The following is a 21,408-nucleotide window of genomic DNA, read 5'->3' on the forward strand; positions in this document are numbered from 1 at the left end:
CCCCATGCTTTCGGGGTTCAGCGCCTCAGGTTGGCCCGGACGGACGCGGCGACGACCGCGTCCCGTTCGGTCCGGCTGAACAGGCCCTGGGACAGCCAGCTGTCCGCAAGGACCCGGACCGCGTCCAGGAAGGCCCCCTGGGTGGCGAAGGGAGCCCGCGCCCAGAGCACGTCGAGGAAGGTCAGCCCGTCCGTGCGGGCGCGGTTCGGTACGCCGGAGGTGGCCGTGCCGAACACGACTACGGGCTCGGAGCGCCTGAAGTAGGCGTGGTAGCGGGCGGTGTCCGCGATGTGGAACGGGGCCAGGGTCAGGCCGTGCGTGGTGAAGTGCAGTGGCCGTCCTTCGGGTCTGACGGAGGCGGCGAGGTCGCCCTGCAGGGTGAAGTCCTTGTAGAAGGAGAAGGTGCGGAAGGTCGTGCTCTGGCTGCGGGCGACCAGGAGGACCGGGCCGTAGAACAGCGACTGGACGGTGGGGTCGTCCAGGGCCCGCTCAATACGCAGACGGTACGGGGCTGAGACGGTGATCCGGTCGCCGCGCTGCCAGTTCCTGCTCAGGGTGAGATAGCTGCCGGGGACGGCCGCGGTTTGCTGCGGGACCCCGTTCACCGTGACGGTGAACCCTCCCGTGGCCCAGGACGGCACCCGGAGCTTCAGGTCGAGACTGCCGCCGCCCTCGCGGAACGTCAGGGTGCGCACGCCCTCACCCGGGAAGTCGCTCGTCTGGTCGATGACGAGGCCGCGCTCCGGCCAGCGCAGGGTGGAGGCGAGATACAGGTTGACGTACAGCGCGTTGCCGTCGGCGGAGCGGAAGTACACCGAGTCCTGGTACTTGGTGTGGTTCTCCATGCCCGTACCGCCGCAGCAGGTACCGGTGTTGTCGTACTCCCGCACGACTCCGGGCCCCATGCCGACGAAGTACGTGACCTCCGGGCTGACCGTGCTGCGGGCGTCCCGGCGGGAGGCGAGGATGTGGTTGGTCAGGCCTTTTTCGTAGTAGTCCATGTAGGCGGGGTCGGGGGTGTGGAAGAAGAGCTGCCGGCTCAGCTTCAGCATGTTGTACGTCGCACACGTCTCGGCGTTGTTGTCGCCCAGCGTCGCCGCTATCGCGTTCCGCGCCCGGAACATCTCCCCCTGGCCCGTGCCGCCCAGGCTGTACGTCCGTGGGCCCGCGACCATGCCCCAGAAGTTACGGGCGGCGGTGGCGTACTCGGCCTCCCCGGTGTGGTCGAACAGCCTGATGTAGCCGGTGAACTGGGGGATGTGCTGGTTGGCGTGCCTGCCGTCGAGGATGTCGCGGTTGTCGGCGCAGGCGTCCAGCAGCGCGGTGTTGTCGAAGCAGCGGGCGGCGGCGAGGTGTTCCGCCCGGCCTGTGAGGGCGTACAGGTCGGCCAGCACCTCGTTCATACCGCCGTACTCACCGGCGATGTAGATCGACCACATGCGGTCCAACTGCGCCTGGGGCAGTCGGCTGAGCCTGCTGTGCACCCAGTCGCCCATCTTCGAGGCGATCGTCAGGGCCTGCTGGTTGCCGGTCAGCGTGTGGGCGTCGAGGAAGCCGCGCATGATCTTGTGGCAGGTGTAGTAGGGCGCCCAGATGGTGGGGTAGGTCGTGTAGCTCTCCAGCAGGATGAACTGCGTCTCCGGGTACGCGGCCAGAAACCCGGGGTGGCTGGGCCTGGGCGATCCGTGGTCCGCCAGGGCCTGTTGGCACTCGCCGAGCGCGGTGACCAGATAGTCGAGCTTGGTCTTCAGCGCGGCCTCGCGCGTGTCGGCGTACGCCTGCGCGACGAGGGTGAGGAAGTGACCGCCGAAGTGGCCTCGCAGGTTGCCGTCGGCGGTCTCCCAGCCGCCGGGCGGCTGCGCGCCACGGGTGTCGAGCCCCGCGTTGGCGCGGAACACGGCGAGGATACGGTCGGCCGGGTAGGAGCGCGCGAACTCGAGCATCAGGTCGCGCTTGCGCCGGAACACCCCGTCACCGAGGGCGACTTGGTCCAGCGGGAAGGGCTGTACGGCCCAGGTGGACGGGGCGGCGGTGGGGAGGGCCGTGCCGGATGCGGGCGACGCGGAAAGCGCCGGGGCCGCGTGTGCCGCCGGGACCGCGTACGCGAGGGGTGCTGCGGCGGCGCTTCCCGCAGCGAGCCTCAACAGGCCTCGTCGGGTAGGAGGTTGAGTCATCTCGTCGGGCTCCGATCGTGGGGGTTCGGGGGGCCTGGTCCGTGCCGCACTGTCTGTCCGGGTTACGTCTCCGTGGTCGGCAGCCACACGCGCATCGTCGAAGGGCCGCGGTTCGCCCAGGAGTTGTAGGGGACCAGGACGATTCCCGTGTGCTCGGCGACGGAAACGGTGGCCCGGTCCAGTGGCCGGTACGGCCATACGGCGTCGACCGGGCCGTCCTGTGCGACGAGTTCGCCCGGCGCGACCACCGTGCCGGCCGGCCCGTCCTCCGGCTCGGTGGACGGATCCACCCGTACGACGTCCACCTCACGACCGCCCGGCAGATCCACCGACTCGGCGCAGTACACCAGCGGACCGCGCTGGACGGCGACCGTGCCGCGTACGGCGTCGATGCGCGGGTCCGGCTCGATCCACCGGGGTGCCACGGGCAGTTCGAGCCGGATCTCTTCTCCGGGGCGGAAGGCCCGGGTGACCTCGGCCGTGCCCGGGTCGACCGTACGGCAGTTCCCGTCCGGGTCGACCAGGTAGGCGGTGGCGCCCTCCGTCCAGGCGGGGACGCGCAGCGACAGGGTCCAGGGGTGGCCCGGGGGTGAGCGGTCGATCCGTACCGTCACGTTTCCGCCGGACGGGTAGTCGGTGCGGACGCGCAGGGCGACGGTGTGGCCGCCGGTGAGGGATGTGGCGATCTCCGCGTCGGCGTACTGGTGGAGCTGGATGCCCTGGTCGTCGGCCGTCGCCAGGTGGGCGGGGAGCTGGGCCAGGGTACGGGCCACGTTGGTCGGGCAGCAGGACACCGCGAACCAGGGGGCACGCAGGCTCGATTCGGCGCGCGGACTGACCGCGTCGGCGGCGGGTGCCGGGCCCCGATGGCGCCGGTGCAGGGTGTTGGCGTAGAAGAAGGACCGGCCGTCCTCGGCCGGGGAGGTGGCGACCACGTTGAACAGGGTCCGCTCGGCGAGGTCGGCGTAGCGGGGGTCGCCGGTGGCCAGGAGCAGCCGCCAGCTGAGCTGTACGGAGGCGACGCCGGCGCAGGTCTCCGAGTAGGCGCGGTCGGGCGGCAGGACGAAGTCGTCGCCGAAGGCCTCGTCCCGGTGGTGCGAGCCCATGCCGCCGGTCAGATAGGTGCGCCGGGCGACCGCCGCCTCCCACTGGCGTCCGACCGCCGCGAGCAGTTCCTCGTCCCCGGTCTCCACGGCCACGTCGACCGCGCCGGACGCGAGATAGAGGGCGCGGACGGCGTGGCCGCGCAGCACGGTGGCGTCCCGGACCGGCAGGTCGTCCTGGTGGTAGACGCGGCCGAACTCGCCTTCGGCGAGGGTGCCTCGGCCTCGGCGGTCGATGAACAGGGCGGCCTGGTCGAGATAGCGCTCCTCGCCTGTCAGCCGGGCCAGTTCCACGAGGGCCGTCTCGATCTCCGCGTGGCCGCAGACGCGCTCGATGCCGCCTCGGCCGAAGGTGGCGCAGATGTGGTCGGCGGCGCGTCGGGCGACCTTCGTCAGCTCGCCCTCGCCCTGGGTGCGGGCCTGGGCTACGCCCGCCTGGATCAGGTGCCCGTAGCAGTACAGTTCGTGACCCCATTCGAGGTCGCTGTAGCGGGGTTGCTGTCCGGGGTGGCCGAATGCGGTGTTCAGGTAGCCGTCCGGTTCCTGGGCGGCGGCGACGGCCTCGGTGAGCGCGGCGATGTCCGCGTCGAACGCGGCGCCGGAGCCCGTGCTCGTGCCCGTCTGCCAGGCCATCGCTTCGAGGAGTTTGTAGGTCTCGGAGTCCGCGAACTCCCTTCCCCGTCGGTCCTGTCGGATGCGGCCGTCGGCGACGGCCCGGAAGTTGCCGGTCCAGCCGACGCGTTCCATCCAGTCGCGGCAGTGGTCGAGGGTGGCGGTGGCGTTGGTCTCCCGGCGCCGGTCCCAGAAGCCGCCGGTGATCCTGACCTCGTCCAGGCCCAGCGGACGCAGTCGCCCCCGGGTCGGTGCCACGGGCAGCACGGTCGACAACTCTCGGTTATCGCTCACCAATTGATGCCTTTCTTCCGGTTGGTCAGCCCTTCAGCGCGCCCGACATGAAGCCTCGTACGTAGTGCCGTTGCAGCAGCAGGAAGAGGAGGAGACAGGGCACGGCGAGGACCACCACTCCGGCTTCGGTGGCGCCGTAGTCGACCGCGCCCATGCTCTGTTGGCGCAGGTTCGCGACGGCCAGTGGCAGGGGTGCCTTCTCGCTGTCGGAGATGAGGATCAGCGGGGCGATGAAGTCGTTCCAGGCGGCGAGGAACGCGAAGAGTCCCACGGTGATCAGCCCTGGACGTACCGCCGGGAGCAGAATCCGGCGCAGTGCGCCCGCCGTGCCGCAGCCGTCGACGAGCGCCGACTCCTCCAGTTCGCGGGGCACCGCCTCGAAGGAGATCCGCATCATGAAGGTGGCGAACGGCAGTTGGAACATGGCCAGGACGAGGCTCAGTCCGACCAGCGAGTTCTGGAGGTGGAGCCGGCCGAGCAGGACGTAGAGGGGGATGAGGAGGGTGGCGTACGGGACCATGAGGATGGCCAGGGTGAGCAGGAACAGCAGGTTCTTTCCGGGGAACTCGAAGCGGGCGAAGGCGTAGCCGCCCAGCAGGGACACCCCGAGGGTGAGGGCGACGGTGAGCGCGGAGACGACGGTGCTGTTGAGGAAGTACTGCCACAGGCCCGCGTCGTAGTGGAGCAGGGTGCGGTAGTTGCCGAGTCCGTAGCCGGACTCCTGTGCGGTACCGGGCTGGCCGCTCACCGAGGCCCAGGCGTTCCACACCAGGGGGAAGAGGAAGATGACGGCCAGTCCTCCGGCGACGACGTAGTAGGGCGTACGGCCGAGGGCGCGGGTCAGCACCTTGGGCTCCCTTCTGATGCCGCGCGGTTGGTGTCCCGTCGGCTCATGACTCGTCGGCGCGGCCCAGGCCGCGGAACTGGAGGGCGTTGAGCAGGAGCAGCACGCCGAGCACGATCACCGAAAGGGCCGCCGCCGTGCCGAGGTTCATCCGCTGGAAGGCCTCGCGGTAGATCAACTGGACGACGGTGACCGTGCTGTTGTCGGGTCCTCCCTTGGTGAGGACGAAGAACTGGTCGAAGGCGAGCAGTGATCCGGTCACGCAGAGGAGCAGCGTCAGCGCGAGGGACGGGCGCAGCAGCGGCAGTGTGATGGAGCGGAAGATCTGGCCCCGGCTCGCGCCGTCCATCCGGGCCGCCTCGAACACCTCGTGGGGGATGCGCTGGAGACCCACGAGAAGGATCAGCATGTAGAACCCGGCGAACTTCCAGACGATGAGGAACACCGTCGAGAGGAGGGCGGAGGTCGGGGTGCCGAGGAAGGACACCGGGTCGTCGACGAGGCCCAGGTTTTCCAGGATGCGGCTGAGGGGTCCGGTGGTGGGGCTGTAGAGGCCCCAGAAGAGCAGGGACGCGGAGGCGAGGCCGAGGGCGCCGGGCAGGAAGTAGACCGTGCGGAAGAAGCCGGCTCCCGGACGGGACTCCTGCACCAGCAGGGCGAGGAGAAGGGCGAGGCCGAGGAGGACGACCGTGACGATCACGGTGTAGAGGAGTGTGAAGCGGACCGCCGGCCAGAACAGGGTGGTGTCGGCGGCGTCGGTGTAGTTCTCGGGGGCGTTGACGCCTCGGTCGCCGGCCAGGAGCGGCCAGTCGCTGAGGGACATCTGGCCGACGAGGAGCAGGGGGAGCAGGAAGAAGAGGGTGACGAACACTGCGGTGGGGGTGGCGTAGGCGAGGCCCTGTGCTTTGCGGGACCTCCATCGGGGTGCGGCGGTACGAGGCGGGGGGACCCGGTGTTCCGGCCGGGTCCGGGGTTCGGCCGCCGTCGGGTCGGCCGCCTTCACCTGCATGGCGCTCCTCTGCCGTGCGACGTGGACGTGGATGTGGGCGGGCTGTGCCGCTGAAAGGCAGGGGCGCAGCCCCGTCTTTCACGGGCGCGGGGAACTGCGCGACCAGCCCCCACGCACTGCGGCTCACACTCAGTCCGCCAGCGAAGCACTCACCGCCTCGTTGTCCTTGTCCACGTTCGATCCGTCGCCGAAGGCGGCGTCTCGCATCAGGGTCAGCCAGGGGCCGTTGGGGTCGTTGAAGGTCTGGCCGAACTTCAGGGCGTACGGGGTCCGGCCGTCCGCCACCAGCTGGTTGATGGTGACCAGCCTCGGGTCAGTCTTGGAGTACTTGTTGGAGGCGAGGTCGGTGCGTGCCACCACGTCCTTGTGGGCGGCGACCACGTCGACCTGTGCCTGGTCTCCGAGGGACCAGGCGAGGAAGTTCCAGGCCTGGTCGGCCGACTTGCTGGTGGCGGAGATGCCGATGGCGTCGCCGCCGACGAAGGTGGACTTGCCGCCGTCGGGGCCGGGGATGGGCGCGACGCCGAGATCCAGGTCCTTGGGCATCAGCCCGAGGGTGGTCGAGGGCATCGGCATGACGCCGACCTGTCCCTTCGGGAAGACGCCGGTCCAGGTGGCGCCGGTCTCGTCGCGGGCGCCGGGGGCGACGATGTCGTCCTTGACCCAGCCGCGGTAGGTGTCGTAGACCTTCTTGGCCGTGGCGGAGGCCAGGGTCGCCTCGGTGCCGTCCTTGTTCAGCACGTCCTGGCCCGCTGCCCAGATGGACGGCCACCAGGTGAAGACGCCGCAGCCGCCGCAGTTGCCGCCGAAGAAGGTGCCGTTGACCCCGCCGCCGAGCGCGTCCACGGCGCGTGCCTGCTGGTCCCACTCGGCGAGGGTGGTGGGCGGCTTCTCCGGGTCGAGCTTCGCCTGGCGGTAGAGGTCCTTGTTGTAGAAGAGCACCGACAGGTCGAGGGTGTGCGGGACGACGTACTTCCGGTCCTCGTACGTGCCGGCCTTGATGTGCGACTGGGCGAGGCTGTCGGCGAAGGGCAGCGCGTCGATACGGTCGGTGAGGTCGGCGAAGAGGCCGCTGGAGGTGTAGTTCGGGACGAACACCACGTCGGAGGCGAAGAGGTCGGGCAGGTCCTTGGCCCCGGCCGCCGCGCCCACCTTGGCCTGGTAGTCGTCGGTGGGGATGACGGTCAGCTCGATCCGGTTCTTGTGGCCCGCGTTGTAGGCCTTGACCAGGGCCTCGCTCTGGGGCCGGGTCGCCGCCCGGGTCCACATCGTCAGCGTGGCGCCGTCGTCGGTGCCCGTGGCACCGGCCGCTCCCCCGCCGCCTCCTCCCCCGCCTTCCGAGCCGTCGTCCCCGGAGCCGCAGGCCGTGACCAGGCTCGCGGCGGCGAGAACCGCTACGGCACCGGTGGCGAGTCTGCGAAGGCGTCCACGTCCGTGTCCACGTGGCCCGGTCGTGCTCCCCATAACGATCCCCCTCGTGTGGGTTCTGCTGGGTGCTGCGCCGAAAAGATGCCGAAAAGGCTTTCTGAAAGTAGGGACTCGGCTCACTGCCCGTCAATCCCCTTGCACAGAAGGGAAGTCGGAGGTTCGACAGTGACGTCCGCCGAAAGCTGTGAAAGTACGCGGAACGCTCCTGGACCGAAACAACTCGCGTACGGTTTACGCACGCAGGACGAGAGAAGGAGTTCACCCCATGGCACAGGCCACCGGCCCCTCTCGTGCGCAGCCCACCACACTCAGCGACGTGGCCCGGCTTGCGGGCGTGTCCATCGCCACCGCGTCCAAGGCCCTCAACGGCCGGAGCCAGGTGCGCGCCGAGACCCGGCAGCGGGTGGTCGACGCGGCCGAGCGGCTGTCGTTCCGACCCAACCAGCTGGCCCGCGGCCTGCTCGCCGGGCGGACCGGCACGGTCGGGTTGCTCACCAGCGACCTGGAGGGCCGGTTCAGCATCCCGATCCTGATGGGCGCCGAGGACGCCTTCGGCGCGGGCGAGGTAGCCGTGTTCCTCTGTGACGCCCGCGGGGACGCGATCCGCGAACAGCACCATGTCAGGGCGTTGCTGGGGCGCCGGGTGGACGGTCTGATCGTGGTGGGCAGCCGGACCGATCCGCGTCCGTCCCTGGGCCTCGAACTGCCGGTCCCGGTGGTCTACGCGTACGCCCCGTCGGACGATCCGGCCGATCTGTCCATCGTCCCCGACAGCGTCGACGCCGGCCGGATCGCCGTGGCCCACCTGCTGGCGTGCGGCCGTACCCGGATCGCGCACATCACGGGCGACCCCGGCTATCTCGCGGCGCGCGAGCGGGCCGAGGGCGCCCTGGCCGCGCTCGCCGACGCCGGTCTCGCCCCCGTCGAGGAGCCGCGGTTCGGCGCCTGGTCGGAGGGCTGGGGGCGGGCGGCCACCGCGCTGCTCCTCGACCGGCACCCGGAGGTCGACGCGGTGCTGTGCGGCAACGACCAGATAGCGCGTGGGGTCATGGAGGTCCTGCGCGAGCGTGGCCGACGGGTGCCGGAGGACGTGTCGGTCATGGGCTTCGACGACTGGCACGTCCTGACCTCCGGCGCCCGGCCGCCGCTGACCAGCGTCGACCTGGGCCTCGAAGAGGTCGGGCGAGCCGCCGCGCACGCCCTCTTCAGCGCGATCGGCGGGGTACGGCGCTCGGGGACGGAAGCCCTGCCCTGCCGGGTCGTCATCCGGGGCTCGACGGCGCCCCTGTCCTGAAACGGGTCCGTGTCAGCGCCTTGAGCCGCGGGCCCGTGTCCTGAACCGGGTGAACCGCCGGCTCGGCGAACTTCAGTCTCACCGAGCCCTCTTGACACTTCATCAGCTCGCTCCTACGTTGCGAAAACCTTTCAGGTCCGTTTTCTGTTTTCTGTGCTCTTCGGGTTCATGAACGTCGGCGCCATCGCGACCACACGTCTGTCAGGCAACGGGACAGGGAGCCTCCGATGAGAAGACCGCACGCCCTACTGTCACGCCGTCGGCGCACGAGATACCTCCTCGTCGCCCTGCTGCTCACCCTCGCCTCCGTCCTCACCGCGCCCCCGGCCGCCGCCGCGCAGACCATCGGGTTCCCCACGTTCAGCGGCCCCGCGGTCCCGGCCCCGCCCGTCGCCCAGACCACCGGCGACATGATGAAGGCCATCTACGACGCGGAGAGTTCCGGCACCGACTTCTGGATGGACCGGCTGCTGGCCCGCACCGGCGACGACCCGGCCGGCCCCTGGCTGATGAGCCGGGGCCGCGCGCTGTTCATGAAGACCCATGACCCGGCGATACTCGGTTTCGGCGGCCACGTCGCCTACTGGGAGAGCGTCAACGACCAGAACGCCTACAGCATCGCCATCAGCCCGGGCACCTTCACCGAGCAGGTCTCCCAGCGCCGGCAGATGCCCAGCCACTGGAACAGCGTGCACACCAGCGGGTCGGTCACGGTGAACCAGACCAAGTTCATCACCGAGAACAACGTGGCCGTGACCAACCTGTCGATCAAGAACAACGGCAGCGGCTCGACCACCCTGCAACTGCGGGCGACCTCGCCGTACGCCACCACGGGCACCGGCAGCGAGCTCACCGGCCAGGCGAGCGCCTACAACAACCTGACCACCCTCCGCCCCCGCATCACCGGCGACGGTTTCACGGTCACCAGCGGTGGCCTCAACCGCTCGGTGACGATCGCCGCCGGGGCCACGGTGACCGCCAAGGTCGTGATGGGCTTCGTCACCGACGAGATCCCCCAGTCGCTCACCGAGTACAACGCCTACGCGGGCTACTCGAACGCGACCGCCTTCGCGACACACGTCAGGGCCTACAACCTGTGGTGGGCGCAGAACGTGCCCTACATCGACGTACCCGAACCGGCGATCAAGAAGAGCATCTACTACCGCTGGTGGCTGATGCGCTTCAACAACCTGGACGCCGACATCCCCGGACAGACCTTCCAGTTCCCGACGTCGACCGAGGGCGTCCTCGGCTACAACAACGCGATCGCGCTGACCCAGCCGATGCACATCGACGACCTGAAGTACCTGCGCAACCCGGCCTACGCGTACGGAGACTGGCTGAGCGTCGGCCAGACCTCCAAGGGCGGGCGCTTCCTCGACAATCCCGGTGACCCGGAGAACTGGTCCAACAGCTACACGCAGTACATCGCCGAGGCGGCCTGGAAGAGCTACCAGCTCCACGGCGGCCAGCCGGCCATCGCCGCGAACCTTGCGCGCTACGCGGAGGGCGACGTCAAGGGACAGCTCGCCAACTACGACCACGACAACAACAAACTGATCGAGTACGACTGGGGCGCGCTGACCGGCAACGACGCCGACGCGGTCTCGTTCCACTGGAAGCCCGGCAACATGGACCGCGCCGAGTCCGCCTACCAGTACAGCGGTGCGCTGGCCGCAGCGCAGGCCTACGACGCGATCGGGAACACGGCCAAGGCGAACGAGATGCGGACGCTGGCGACGCAGATCAAGGACGCCATCGTCAACGTGCTGTGGAATCCGAACCGGCAGCTGTTCGAGCACCGGCTCAAGTCGACGAACGAGTGGGTGCCCTGGAAGGAGATCAACAACTACTACCCGTTCTCCGTCGGCGCCGTCCCCAACACGGCGACGTACAAGCAGGCCCTGCGGCTGTTCGACGACCCGGCGCAGTACCCGATCTTCCCCTTCTACACGGCCAACCAGGTCGACAAGAAGGCGGCGGCCGACGCGGGCGAGCCGGGTTCCAACAACTTCTCCACGATCAACTCCACTGTGCAGTTCCGGCTGTACTCCTCGGTGCTGCGCAACTACCCCAACTCGTGGATGAACGCCACCGACTACAAGAAGCTCCTGTACTGGAACACCTGGGCGCAGTACGTCGGCGGCAACACGCAGTGGCCCGACGCCAACGAGTTCTGGGCCGACTGGAACGGCAGCTCGATCAACTACCGCTCCTGGATCCACCACAACATCCTGGGCAGCAGCAACTGGACGGTGATCGAGGACGTCGCCGGGCTCCGGCCGCGCAACGACGCCAAGGTGGAGCTCTCGCCTATCGACATCGGCTGGAGCCACTTCACCGTCAACAACCTCCGCTACCGCAACGCCGACCTGTCGATCGTCTGGGACGACCCGGCCGACGGAGTGGTGCGCTACCCGGGTATCCCGGAGGGCTACTCGATCTACGTCAACGGCAGCCGGGCCGCCACCGTCAACTCCCTGGTGCCCTTCACCTGGGACCCGGCCACCGGTGACGTCACCACGAGCGGCACGGTCGGCTTCCACACGGCGGTCGCCGGACTCCAGGCCCCCAACCAGGTGGTCCAGAGCAGCCCCCGGATGGTCGACATGCTCGCCAAGGCCGGCGTCGACCTCACCGCCGACCTGACCAACCTCGCCACCGGCGCGACGACTTCGGCCTCGTACACCGGGTCGGGCAGCTCGGTCTCGGGCGCTGTCGACGGCTACCCGACGAACGAGCCGTTCTGGGGCGCCGGCGGCTCCCCCAACGCCCAGGACTGGTACGAGCTGAACTTCGGTGCCGCGCGCACACTGAACGAGGTGCGCCTGTACTTCAAGGACAGCCGCCCGGCCAGTACGACCTACCGGGCGCCGTCCGCGTACACCATCCAGTACTACGACGGCAGTTCATGGGTGAACGCGCCGAGCCAGACCAAGACCCCGACCGCGCCGCGCGCCAACTACAACCTGGTGCAGTTCCCGGCGATCACCGCCCAGCGCGTCCGCGTCCTGGCCACCAACGCCTCCGGCGCCAAGACGGGCCTGACCGAGGTCAAGGTGTTCAACCGGGGCGGCGTCCAGCCACCGCAGCCACCGGCCAACCAGGCGTCCTCCGCGACCGCGTCCGCGTCGTACACCTCCTCCTGGGAGAGCGTCGCCGCGGTGAACGACGGCGTCGACCCGCCCTCGTCGAACGACACGGTCAACCCGCGCTGGGGGACCTGGCCGGAGACGGGCCAGCAGTGGGCCGAGCTGACCTGGCCGGCCACGAAGACCCTCAACAAGGCCGACGTGTACTTCTTCGACGACGACCAGGGCATCGACATGCCCTCCGCGTGGAAGCTCCAGTACTGGAACGGCAGCGCCTACGTGGACGTGCCGGGCGCCGGGGCCTACGCGCTGTCGAAGAGCCAGTACAACTCGGTCTCCTTCACCGCCGTCAACACCACCCGGCTACGGGTGCTGCTCACCAGCACGGGGAGCAGCTCCGTCGGTCTTCTCGAAGTCAAGGCGTACGGACCCTGAAGGGATGTGCTCAAGTGACCCGTTCCAGATGTACGGCCGTACTGCTCGCCGTGCTCGCCATGGTGGTCGCCCTCCTGGTGGCGCCGCCGGCGTCCGCCGCCGTCACCTTCAGCTCCACCGGGGTGAACCAGACCGGCGGCAACTGCCTTGACCTGCCCGGCGGTTCGACGACCAACGCGACCCAGCTGCGGGCGTTCACCTGCGGCTCCGGGGCCAACCAGAACTTCGGCTACACCCCGGTCGCCGGGACGTCGGACACGTACACGATCACCACACAGTCAGGTCAGTGCGTCGACGTGTTCGGGGCGTCGACGGCGGACAACGCCACGATCATCCAGTGGCCCTGCCACAGCGGAACGAACCAGCAGTGGCGGCTCGTTCCGGTGACGGTCTCCGGAACCGACAGGACGTTCAACCTGGTGTCCGTCAGCTCGGGCAAGTGCGTGACGCCCAGCGGTGGTTCGTCAGCCTCGAACACCAACCTCGTCCAACTCCCGTGCGCCACCGCGAACGGCAGGGTGTGGCGGCTGCCCGGGTTCACCAGCGGGGGCGGCACCGGCACGCACACGTTCACCAACCCGCTGTCCCAGCACGGGCCCGACCCGTGGCTGACGTACTACGACGGCTACTACTACCTCGCCACGACCACCTGGAACTCGACGGTCACGATGCGCAAGGCGAGCACTCTCGCCGGGCTCGCCACGGCCACCGACCAGGTGATCTTCAACCTGACCCGGCCCAACGGAGCCGGCACCATGTGGGCCCCGGAGTTCCATCTGCTCGACGGCCCCAACGGGAAGCGGTGGTACTTCTACTACACGGCCGGACGAGAGCCGTACGACCTGGGCACCCAGCGCATCCATGTGCTGGAGAGCGCCGGCCTGGACCCGATGGGGCCCTACACCTTCAAGGCCGACCTGCTCGACCCGACCCAGGACAACACCTGGGAACTCGACCCGGGCATCCTCCAGTTGAACGGCCAGCTGTATCTGCTCGGCACCTTCTACAACGGCTCGCAGCCCATGTTCATCCGGCCGCTGTCCAACCCGTGGACCGCGAGCGGCACCCGCCGGGTGCTGTCCACCCCGACTCTCAGCTGGGAGACGGTCGGCGGCGCGGTCAACGAGGGCGCCGAGGTGCTCCAGCGGGGCGGGAAGACGTTCATCGTCTACTCGGCGAGCCACTGCTCCACGCCCGACTACAAGCTGGGGATGCTGACGTACAACGGAACCGGCGACCCGCTCAACTCCGCCTCCTGGGTCAAGTCGGCCAACCCGGTCTTCCAGCGGTCCAACGCGAACGGTGTGTACGGTCCCGGCCACAACGGGTTCTTCAAGTCGCCCGACGGAACCGAGGACTGGATCGTCTACCACGCCAACAACTCCGCCTCCGGCGGCTGCGACATGAACCGCACGACCAGGGCACAGAAGTTCACCTGGAACGCCGACGGCACACCGAACTTCGGTACGCCGGTGGCGCTCGGCGTCACACTGACCGCGCCTTCGGGCGAGTAACGGCCGCTGCGGACGCCGTAGTTCCGGAGTTGTCCGCTGTTCCGCCCACCGACGGTTCGGGAACCACCACTTCCCGGACCGTCGGTTTGCGGATGAGGAGCAGCGCCGCGTCGTCGTGCAACCGGCCGCCCACGTGGGCCAGCAGTTCGTCGTGGAGTGCGTCGAGGGTGCGGGCCGGTTCGTCGCCGGCGTGGCGGGCCAGCCCTTCGTGGAGCGGGTAGAAGGCGCGTCCCCGGTCACGGGCCTCGGTGACGCCGTCGGTGTACAGCAGAAGCTGGTCACCGTCGGTGAAGGGCAGTACCTGGAGGTCGGGGGTGTGTCCGGTGAGGGCGCGCAGTCCGAGGGGCGGGGCCGGGTGCGTGGGCTCCACGGTTACGAGGTCGCCCGACGCGGTGACCAGCAGCGGGGGCGCGTGTCCGCAGTTCACCACCTCCAGGTGTCCGGTCCTCGGATATCCGGCGACGACGGCGGTGACGAAGTCGTCGGCGCCGAGGTTGCGCGCGAGGCTCCGTTCGATCCGGTCGACGACGGCGAGGAGGTCGGGCTCGTCGTAGGCGGCCTCCCGGAAGACACCGAGCACCAGAGCGGCGGTCCCCACGGCCGGCAGTCCCTTGCCGCGCACGTCGCCGACGATCAGTCTCACCCCGTACGGCGTGGGTATCAGCGCGTACAGGTCACCGCCGATCCGGGCCTCGGCCGCCGCCGCGCTGTAGCGGACGGCCACCTGGAAGGGGCCGACCGTCGCCGGTACAGGGCTGAGCAGCGCGTGCTGGGCGGTCTCCGCGACCGACCGGACGGCGTCGAGGACCCGCTCCCGGCGTTCGCGCAGCGCGCTGGCCAGGCCGCTCGCCAGGGTGACGGCGGCCAGGGCGGACAGTACGGCGGCCAGTTCCCGGGCCGGTACGCCGCTCAGGTTGCCGAGCGTCGCGGCGAGCGCGCCGCCGAGGAGGCCGACGCAGAGGACACCGCGCGGTCCGTTGGTGGTGGCGGCCAGGGCGGGACCGGCGGCGAGCAGCGGCAGCCAGCTCGTGCCGGCTCCGCCGACGAGGTCGCCGAGAACCACTGCGGCGACGACCAGCACGGGCAGGGTGGGCAGCAGGGCCACACGGTTGCGGAACGCACGTATCCGCCGGTGGCTGCCACCCTGGTGTCGGGCTTGGTGTCGGGCCTGACTCATGTTCCGTCCGCAGTCCTCACCTGTGTACGGGGATGAGTCCCCGAAATGCCGGTTTCGTCCTGACATCAAGGAAACGCGACCAACCGGGGCGGCAACAAGAAGCGGATTTTCAGATAGTGAGCGAGAGACTCCTGGTCACGCGGTCGGCGACCGGGATCAGCCGCGCCCGGATCTCCGGAAGCCGGGCGAGCCGGTCCGCAGGCATGGAGACGCCGAGTGAGCCGAGCGTGTCGCCCCGGTAGACGGGGACGGCGACACAGACCGTGCCGAGGGCGTACTCCTCGAGGTCCGTGACGGCCGGGGCCACGGGCGAGGAATCGATACGCCGGAGGAGTTCCAGGCGGCTGGTGATCGTCCTCGGGGTGAGGTCGTTGAGGTGGTGGCGGGAGAGGTAGTCCTTACGGGCGCCCTCGTCCAGTTCCCGCAGCACGGACTTGCCCAGCGCGGTGGCGTGTCCCGCGTCCTCGAACCCCACCCACAGGTCGACACGGGGTGTCCGGGGGCCGTCGACGATCTCGGCGACCCGGATCTCGCCCTCCTCGTAGAAGGTGAGGTAGGCGGCGGTCGCCAGCTCGTCCCGCAGCGCGGCGAGCGTGGGACGGACCCGGCTGAGCAGCGCCTGCCCGCCTCCCGTGACCTGCAGGGACCGCACCTTGTCCCCGAGGATGAACCCGCCGTCGGTCAGTTTCCGCAGGTAGCCGTCGTGCACCAGCGTCCGCAGCAGGTGGTAGGCGGTGGCCAGGGGCAGCCCTGTCTCGCGTGCCAGCTGCTTCGCCGGCGCCCCGTTCTCATGGGCGCCCACCGCCTCCAGGAGACGGAAGGCCCGCTGGACGGAGGTGATGAGCGTGGGGCCGTCTTGCGCAGCCATGGGACCAGCGTGCGCCCGGCACTCAGCACGGGCAAGGCGTACGGGGCCCTCCGGGCACCCGGGAGGTCGCCGGTCGCCGGTCGCCGGTCGCCGGTCGCCGGTCGCCGGTCGCCGGTCGCCGGTCGCCGAGAGGAGCTGAGCATGCGGGGCGAGACCTGGAGTGCCCTACGCCGTACACGGGCCCGTGCGTCACATCTACCGGTCGGCCCTGATCCCTCAACCGACCAGACCGCCCAGCACACCCGGACGGCGCCCGCCACCGGCCGACATCGAGCCTTCGGGGCAGTGCCTGAGCCTGCGCGCTGCCCACAGCCCTGTCCGCCACGCGTTCCAACCGGGCCCGACCCCGCCGACCACGCCAGGACAGGGACAGCACCGGCCGCCGGGCATCCAGGGCAGAACCTCAGAGCCTGCGCGCCGCACGAGGTCCAGCACTCCGCATGTCGCGGGCGGCTTCGATCCCCCGCCGGCGCCGGGAACCAGGCAGGCGCCGGACAGCGGTCGGTAGGGGGACAGAGGGTGAGGGGGGCCCGGCGGGCACACGCTGCCGTACGTTCGTGACCTCGCGTGGCCTTAGCGGCACCGGTCCCCCGCCCGGGGCCGCCGTGGGCCGGGATGGGCCGGGACGGGGCAGTCGCGACGCGCCGGCCGCCCCACTCCACCCCGTCTCACCCCTCCCCGCCCCACCGCCTCACATCTTCGTAGCCCCCGCCGCGAGGTCCCGCAGGAAGTGCCTCGCCCCGAACAGGAAGACGATGATCAGCGGGACGACGCTCATCAGCGCGCCGGCCATCACCAGCGAATAGTCGGTGTTGTACAGGGCGTTCAGGTTGGCCAGCGCGACCTGGAGGGTGACCTTGTCGGGGTCGATCATGACGACCAGGGGCCAGATGTAGTCGTTCCAGAGGCCGATGAACGTGAAGATGCCGAGGAACGCGAGCGCCGGCCGGAACAGCGGCAGGGCGATCTGCCAGTACAGGCGGAAGAAGCCCGCGCCGTCGATCCGCCCCGCGTCCAGCAGCTCGTCGGGGAGCGAGTTCTGGGCGTACTGGCGCATCCAGAAGATGCCGAAGGCGTTGGCCGCGCCCGGAATGATCAGCGCCTTCAGCGAGCCCGCCCAGCCGAACTCGGCCATGGTGACGAACTGCGGCACCAGAGAGAGCTGCGCCGGAATCATGTAGGTGAGCAGCAGCGAGCCGAACAACAGCTTCTTCGCCGGGAACTCGTACTTGGCGAAGGCGAACGCGGCCAGCGAGTCGAAGAACAGCACCAGCGCGGTCCCGAGCACGGAGACGACGACGGTGTTGAACAGCGAGCCGAAGAAGTCGACCGTGTCGAGGACCCGCCCCATGTTGTCCAGGAGATGCGGGCCCGGGATCAGCTTGGGCGGGTACTGGAAGATGTCCTGGGTGGTGCCGGAGGCCATCACCACCAGCCAGTAGAAGGGGAACAGCGAGACCAGCACACCGAGCAGCAGTACCGCCCGGACTCCGCCCCGGGTGACTCTGCTGCCGGAGCCGATGGCGAGGCCCGCGTTACCGGTCGATTTCTGGTCAGCGGCCATTGCGGGCTCCCTTGCGGCGCAGTCGGCGGACGATGCCGGCGCGGTCCTCGCTGTCGGAGCCGGAGACCAGCCGCCAGTTGATGACGGTGAAGACGGCGATGATCGCGAAGAGGAGCCAGCCCATCGCGGCCCCGTAGCCGAACTGGTGGTCCTTGAACGCCTTCTGCCACAGATAGAGCACGACGGTCATACCCTCCTGGCCCGGTCCGCCGATGGTGCCGACGTCGGTCGACTGGAACAGCACCTGGGACTCGGTGAAGATCTGCAGACCGTTGATGGTGGACGTGACGGCGGCGAAGAGGATGACGGGCCGCAGTTGCGGCACCACGACCCGGAAGAGGGTCTGCCAGCTGTTGGCGCCGTCGACGCGAGCGGCCTCGAAGTGCTCGGTGGGGATGGCCTGGAGGCCCGCCAGGAAGATCAGCGCGGTGTAGCCGATCCACCGCCAGATGATCATCGCGGAGACCGCCGACTTGATCCCCCACTCGGAGGACAGCCAGCCGACACCGTCCAGACCGACCGCCCGGAGAACCGAGTTGGCGAGGCCGGCCTGTGCGAAGACCGAGCCGAAGACGATGGTCATGGCGACCATCGAGGTGACGTTGGGGATGAAGTACGCCACCCGCAGCGCACCGGTGAACCGGACCTGCGAGTGCAGCAGGAACGCGAGCACCAGGGCCAGGAACAGCATCGGGAACGTGGACAGGAACCAGATCTCGAAGGTGTTGAGCACCGAGTGCCAGAACACGGTGTCCTCAAGCAGCCAGCCGTACTGCTTGAGGCCGACGAAACGCATGTCCCCGATGCCGTCCCAGTCCTGGAAGGACAGATACAGGGAGAAGACCACCGGGAAGGCGCCGAAGACGGCGAACAGGACGTAGAACGGGGAGACGGCGAGCAGCGGCGGAAGGTGGCGTCTGCGTCCGCCGGGGGCGGTGGATCGTGTTCGGCGGACCGATGCCTGCTTGCTGTCGGTCGGCGGGTCGAGAACCGTGGCCATCGTCAGCTCACCCCCAGCCGGGACAGCGTGGTCTCGGCGGTGTCGACCGCGTCCCGCCAGGCCTTGTCGGGTTTCTTGCCGAGCAGTTCCACGTTGGTCAGCTCCTGGAAGAAGGGGGTGCTCGCGGTCTCCTCGTACGGGCTGAAGTAGATGACCGGGGCCTTCCGCGCTGCCGGGCCGAACACGTCGATGGGTTGCTGGCCGCCGAAGAAGGGGTCCGCCCTGTGCATCGCGGGGTCGGCGTAGGCGGCCGGAGTGGTGGGGAAGAGGGACATCTCCTGGTAGCTCCTGAGCTGGTTCTCCGGGCTGAGCAGCCACTTCAGGAAGGCGAAGGCGCCCTCGGGGTCGCGGCAGTAGCGGGTCATGGTGAGGTAGGAGCCGCCGTAGTTGGCGGGGCCGTCCGGCATGGCGGTCAGCCGCCATGCACCGGCCGTTTCGGGCGCGGTGTCCTTCAGTCCGTTGATCGCCCACACCGCGGTGGTCATCGTGGTGACCCTGCCGCCGCTCATGGCCGCGTTGTAGTCCGGCGTACCGTCCGTGATCCGGGCGCTGAGCCCCTGCCGGAGTATCTCCACGGACAGGTCCCAGGCGTGTCTGATGTGCGCCTGGCCGCCGATGAAGTGGTTGTCGGCGTCCACGAACTGCTTGGGGCTCTGGAGGAGGGCCTGTTGGAAGACGTTGCCGATGTTGCTCACCAGGTAGGGCTTGCCGGGTCCCTTCGTACGGAGGGTCCGGCCCGCGGCGATGAACTTCTCCCAGGTGGGGATCGTCTCGGCGACGTCCGCCGGTTCGTAGGCGAGTCCGGCCGCGCGGAAGATGTCCCTGCGGTAGTAGAGCGCGGTGGGGCCGGCGTCGAGCGGGAAGCCGATCATCCGGCCCGACGGGGTGAAGCAGCTCTTCCACTTCCAGTCGAGGTACTGGTCGCGGACGGTTTCCGCGCCCACGTCCCGCAGGTCCAGGAACTCGTCCTCGTCGGGGAAGAACGTGGCGAGGTTGTCGGAGTTCACGGCCGTCAGGTCCGGCACATAGGCGCGGGCGGCGAGGCTGGTGCGCACCTTGGAGTCGATGTCGCCGTCGGGGATCTGGGAGCCCTTGACCTTCACCCCCGGCGCACCCGGGACGCCTCGCCCGGCAGTGGCGAGCAGTTTGTCGCTCAGCGAGCCCTTCCAGTACCAGAGGCTGAGGTGATCGGTGCCCGCGGACGCCGACCCGGCGGCCGCTCCGCATCCCGACAGGCCCAGCAGGGCTGCGCCCACGCTGCCGAGGGAGGTGCCGAGCAGGCGTCTGCGGGTCATCGTCCGGTGGGGGGACGGCGTTCGGTGTTCCATCGGCGCGCACTCACTTTCCGGGCACGGCTCGACCGGGGCGTGACGCCGCTCGGGCCCGTTCGACGGGTGGAGGGAAGAGGCGAAGACAACGATGTCAAAGAGAGGAGGTGGAGGGCCGTGAACGTTCACGTGAACGTTGCCGTCGAGTATCGGGGCGGCCGAAAACCAGTGTCAAGGGACGTACCGAGTCGATGTCCGGAACCCCGACGTCGAAGGGGCACCCCTGTCGGGGGGCGCGGGACCGTATCGATCCATGACTCCGGCTCCGGGCGCGACCGGCCCCCATCCGGACCGCAGCGAACGAACCGCCTGTCCACCTCGGCGATCTACGTCTGTCCACCGCGGCGATCGATTCGGCGAAGCGCCTACGCCGAGGCGCGCACCACCAGCTGAGGCGCCACCCAGGCGTCCGCGCCGCTCAACGGTTCCTCGCCGGCGCGCAACCGGGCCACCTGCTCGACGGCCAGCCGCCCCAACTGCCGCTTGTCGAGGTGCAGAGTGGTCAACGCCGGCTCCACCAGCTCGCCCAGCGAGAGACCGTCGAAGCCCATGACCGCCACGTCGTCGGGCACCGTCAGTCCACGCTGCCGGGCGCAACGCATCGCGCCGACAGCGATCAGGTCGTTGAAGCCGAAGACGGCCGTGATCCCGGGCCGCGCGTCGAGGAGCCGCGCCATGCCGGCCTCCCCGCCCGCGACGCTGTGCTCGGGGCTGAGCACGATCCAGCTGTCGTCGACGGGCAGTCGGTGGCGTCGGACTTCGGCGAGAAAGGCCTCGCGGCGGGGGCCGGGGACGCCGAGCCGGTCCCCGTCCAGCATGCCGATCCTGCGGTGTCCCGCCCGTACGAGGTGGGCGATGCCCTGTTCGAGGCCCGCGGCGGCGTCGATGCCCACGGCCGCGAACCGGGTCTGCTGCGGGCCGCGTTCCAGCAGGACGAGCGGTACGCCGCCGAGGTGCCGGGCGAGCACGTCGTCCTCGTTCTTGAAGTAGCCGACGACCGCGTCCGCCTGATGGGAGAGCACGTCGAGCGCCTCGCGCTCCCTGCCGTCGTCGGTGCGGGAGTCCCACACGACCACTTGCCAGCCGCGCTCCTCGGCGGCCTCCAGCACCCCGGCGGCGACCTCGGGGAAGAACGGGTTCATCAGATCCGGGATCACCAGCCCCGCCGTCACCGCCCCCGCGCCCTTGCGGACGAGGCCCCGCGCGAACCGGCTCGGCCGGTAGTCCAGCAGGCGGGCCGCCTCCAGGACTCGTTCCTTCGTGGCGGGGTCGATCTCGCCCTTGTCGTTGACAGCCCGGGAGACCGTCTGGCGTGACACTCCGGCCAGTTGGGCGACATCGTTGATCGTCGCCCGGCGGCGGGGGCCGTCAGGCTGGTCGGTACGCGGCTCCCGCCGCTGGTTGTCGGCCCACACGCTGTGCACTGTATCGGGCCGCGGCGAGCGCCGACCCGCCTCCGAACCCCGCACGGCTCACCTCACCGCCGCTGCCGCGGTGACTCACGGGACTCGGCTACAGCGCCGGTCAAGGCACCCGCCGGCCGCGGCCACCGTATGCCGAACCCGCGCACGGGCGCCCCAGCTCCAACGGTGGTCACATGAAGGCACCAACGGCTCGCACCCGAGGCGCCGGCGGCGAAGACCCCCACAGCGCCCCAGCCACCTCCGCCCGT

The 21,408-nt window shown here is 69.7% G+C and carries 14 protein-coding genes; 3 read left to right on the forward strand and 11 right to left on the reverse strand.

Annotated elements, in window-relative coordinates:
* Nucleotides 1-17: 17 nt before the first annotated feature.
* The 5 genes from STRTUCAR8_RS02900 to STRTUCAR8_RS02920 form a co-directional block, all read right to left on the reverse strand.
* Entirely contained in the window at nt 18-2,174 is a 2,157-nt protein-coding gene (locus STRTUCAR8_RS02900) for a beta-L-arabinofuranosidase domain-containing protein (protein ID WP_044471534.1), read from the reverse strand.
* 62 nt (nt 2,175-2,236) lie between these two features.
* Nucleotides 2,237-4,183, reverse strand: coding sequence for a glycoside hydrolase family 127 protein (locus STRTUCAR8_RS02905; protein ID WP_006373912.1), 1,947 nt, complete (start codon nt 4,181-4,183; stop codon nt 2,237-2,239).
* 25 nt (nt 4,184-4,208) lie between these two features.
* Nucleotides 4,209-5,030, reverse strand: coding sequence for a carbohydrate ABC transporter permease (locus tag STRTUCAR8_RS02910; RefSeq protein ID WP_006373920.1), 822 nt, complete (start codon nt 5,028-5,030; stop codon nt 4,209-4,211).
* A 43-nt stretch (nt 5,031-5,073) separates the two neighbouring features.
* Nucleotides 5,074-6,036 carry a carbohydrate ABC transporter permease gene (locus STRTUCAR8_RS02915; RefSeq protein WP_006373939.1) on the reverse strand — a complete coding sequence of 321 codons (963 nt, stop codon included), beginning with the start codon at nt 6,034-6,036 and terminating at the stop codon, nt 5,074-5,076.
* A gap of 129 nt (nt 6,037-6,165) precedes the next feature.
* Entirely contained in the window at nt 6,166-7,500 is a 1,335-nt protein-coding gene (locus tag STRTUCAR8_RS02920; RefSeq protein ID WP_006373928.1) for an ABC transporter substrate-binding protein, read from the reverse strand.
* A gap of 229 nt (nt 7,501-7,729) precedes the next feature.
* Here STRTUCAR8_RS02920 and STRTUCAR8_RS02925 point away from each other — a divergent pair, with 229 nt between their 5' ends.
* The 3 genes from STRTUCAR8_RS02925 to STRTUCAR8_RS02935 all read left to right on the forward strand — a co-directional run bounded on the left by STRTUCAR8_RS02925 (nt 7,730) and on the right by STRTUCAR8_RS02935 (nt 13,799).
* Nucleotides 7,730-8,758 carry a LacI family DNA-binding transcriptional regulator gene (locus STRTUCAR8_RS02925; protein WP_006373957.1) on the forward strand — a complete coding sequence of 343 codons (1,029 nt, stop codon included), beginning with the start codon at nt 7,730-7,732 and terminating at the stop codon, nt 8,756-8,758.
* A 227-nt stretch (nt 8,759-8,985) separates the two neighbouring features.
* Nucleotides 8,986-12,285 (forward strand): discoidin domain-containing protein, encoded by a 3,300-nt coding sequence (locus tag STRTUCAR8_RS02930; protein WP_006373931.1) that lies wholly within the window; start codon nt 8,986-8,988, stop codon nt 12,283-12,285.
* Between the two features lie 14 nt (nt 12,286-12,299).
* Entirely contained in the window at nt 12,300-13,799 is a 1,500-nt protein-coding gene (locus STRTUCAR8_RS02935) for a family 43 glycosylhydrolase (RefSeq protein WP_006373913.1), read from the forward strand.
* Here STRTUCAR8_RS02935 and STRTUCAR8_RS02940 read toward each other — a convergent pair.
* The 6 genes from STRTUCAR8_RS02940 to STRTUCAR8_RS02965 form a co-directional block, all read right to left on the reverse strand.
* Nucleotides 13,771-14,976, reverse strand: a complete 1,206-nt coding sequence (locus STRTUCAR8_RS02940) for a PP2C family protein-serine/threonine phosphatase (RefSeq protein ID WP_179200486.1) — start codon at nt 14,974-14,976, stop codon at nt 13,771-13,773. The genes STRTUCAR8_RS02935 and STRTUCAR8_RS02940 overlap by 29 nt on opposite strands.
* Nucleotides 14,977-15,085: 109 nt before the next feature.
* Nucleotides 15,086-15,844 (reverse strand): IclR family transcriptional regulator, encoded by a 759-nt coding sequence (locus STRTUCAR8_RS02945; RefSeq protein WP_006373929.1) that lies wholly within the window; start codon nt 15,842-15,844, stop codon nt 15,086-15,088.
* A gap of 691 nt (nt 15,845-16,535) precedes the next feature.
* Nucleotides 16,536-17,408, reverse strand: a complete 873-nt coding sequence (locus STRTUCAR8_RS02950) for a carbohydrate ABC transporter permease (RefSeq protein WP_006373942.1) — start codon at nt 17,406-17,408, stop codon at nt 16,536-16,538.
* A complete protein-coding gene (locus tag STRTUCAR8_RS02955; protein WP_006373945.1) occupies nt 17,398-18,408 on the reverse strand; it encodes a carbohydrate ABC transporter permease in 1,011 nt (336 codons plus the stop codon). The genes STRTUCAR8_RS02950 and STRTUCAR8_RS02955 overlap by 11 nt, the downstream gene beginning before the upstream one ends.
* Nucleotides 18,409-18,410: 2 nt before the next feature.
* Nucleotides 18,411-19,703 (reverse strand): ABC transporter substrate-binding protein, encoded by a 1,293-nt coding sequence (locus STRTUCAR8_RS02960; protein WP_044471535.1) that lies wholly within the window; start codon nt 19,701-19,703, stop codon nt 18,411-18,413.
* A 398-nt stretch (nt 19,704-20,101) separates the two neighbouring features.
* The gene (locus STRTUCAR8_RS02965; RefSeq protein ID WP_044471543.1) at nt 20,102-21,151 is read right to left on the reverse strand and encodes a LacI family DNA-binding transcriptional regulator; all 1,050 of its coding nucleotides are present in this window, start codon (nt 21,149-21,151) and stop codon (nt 20,102-20,104) included.
* Nucleotides 21,152-21,408: the final 257 nt, after the last annotated feature.

This window comes from Streptomyces turgidiscabies Car8, from assembly GCF_000331005.1.
GTDB lineage: Bacteria > Actinomycetota > Actinomycetes > Streptomycetales > Streptomycetaceae > Streptomyces > Streptomyces turgidiscabies.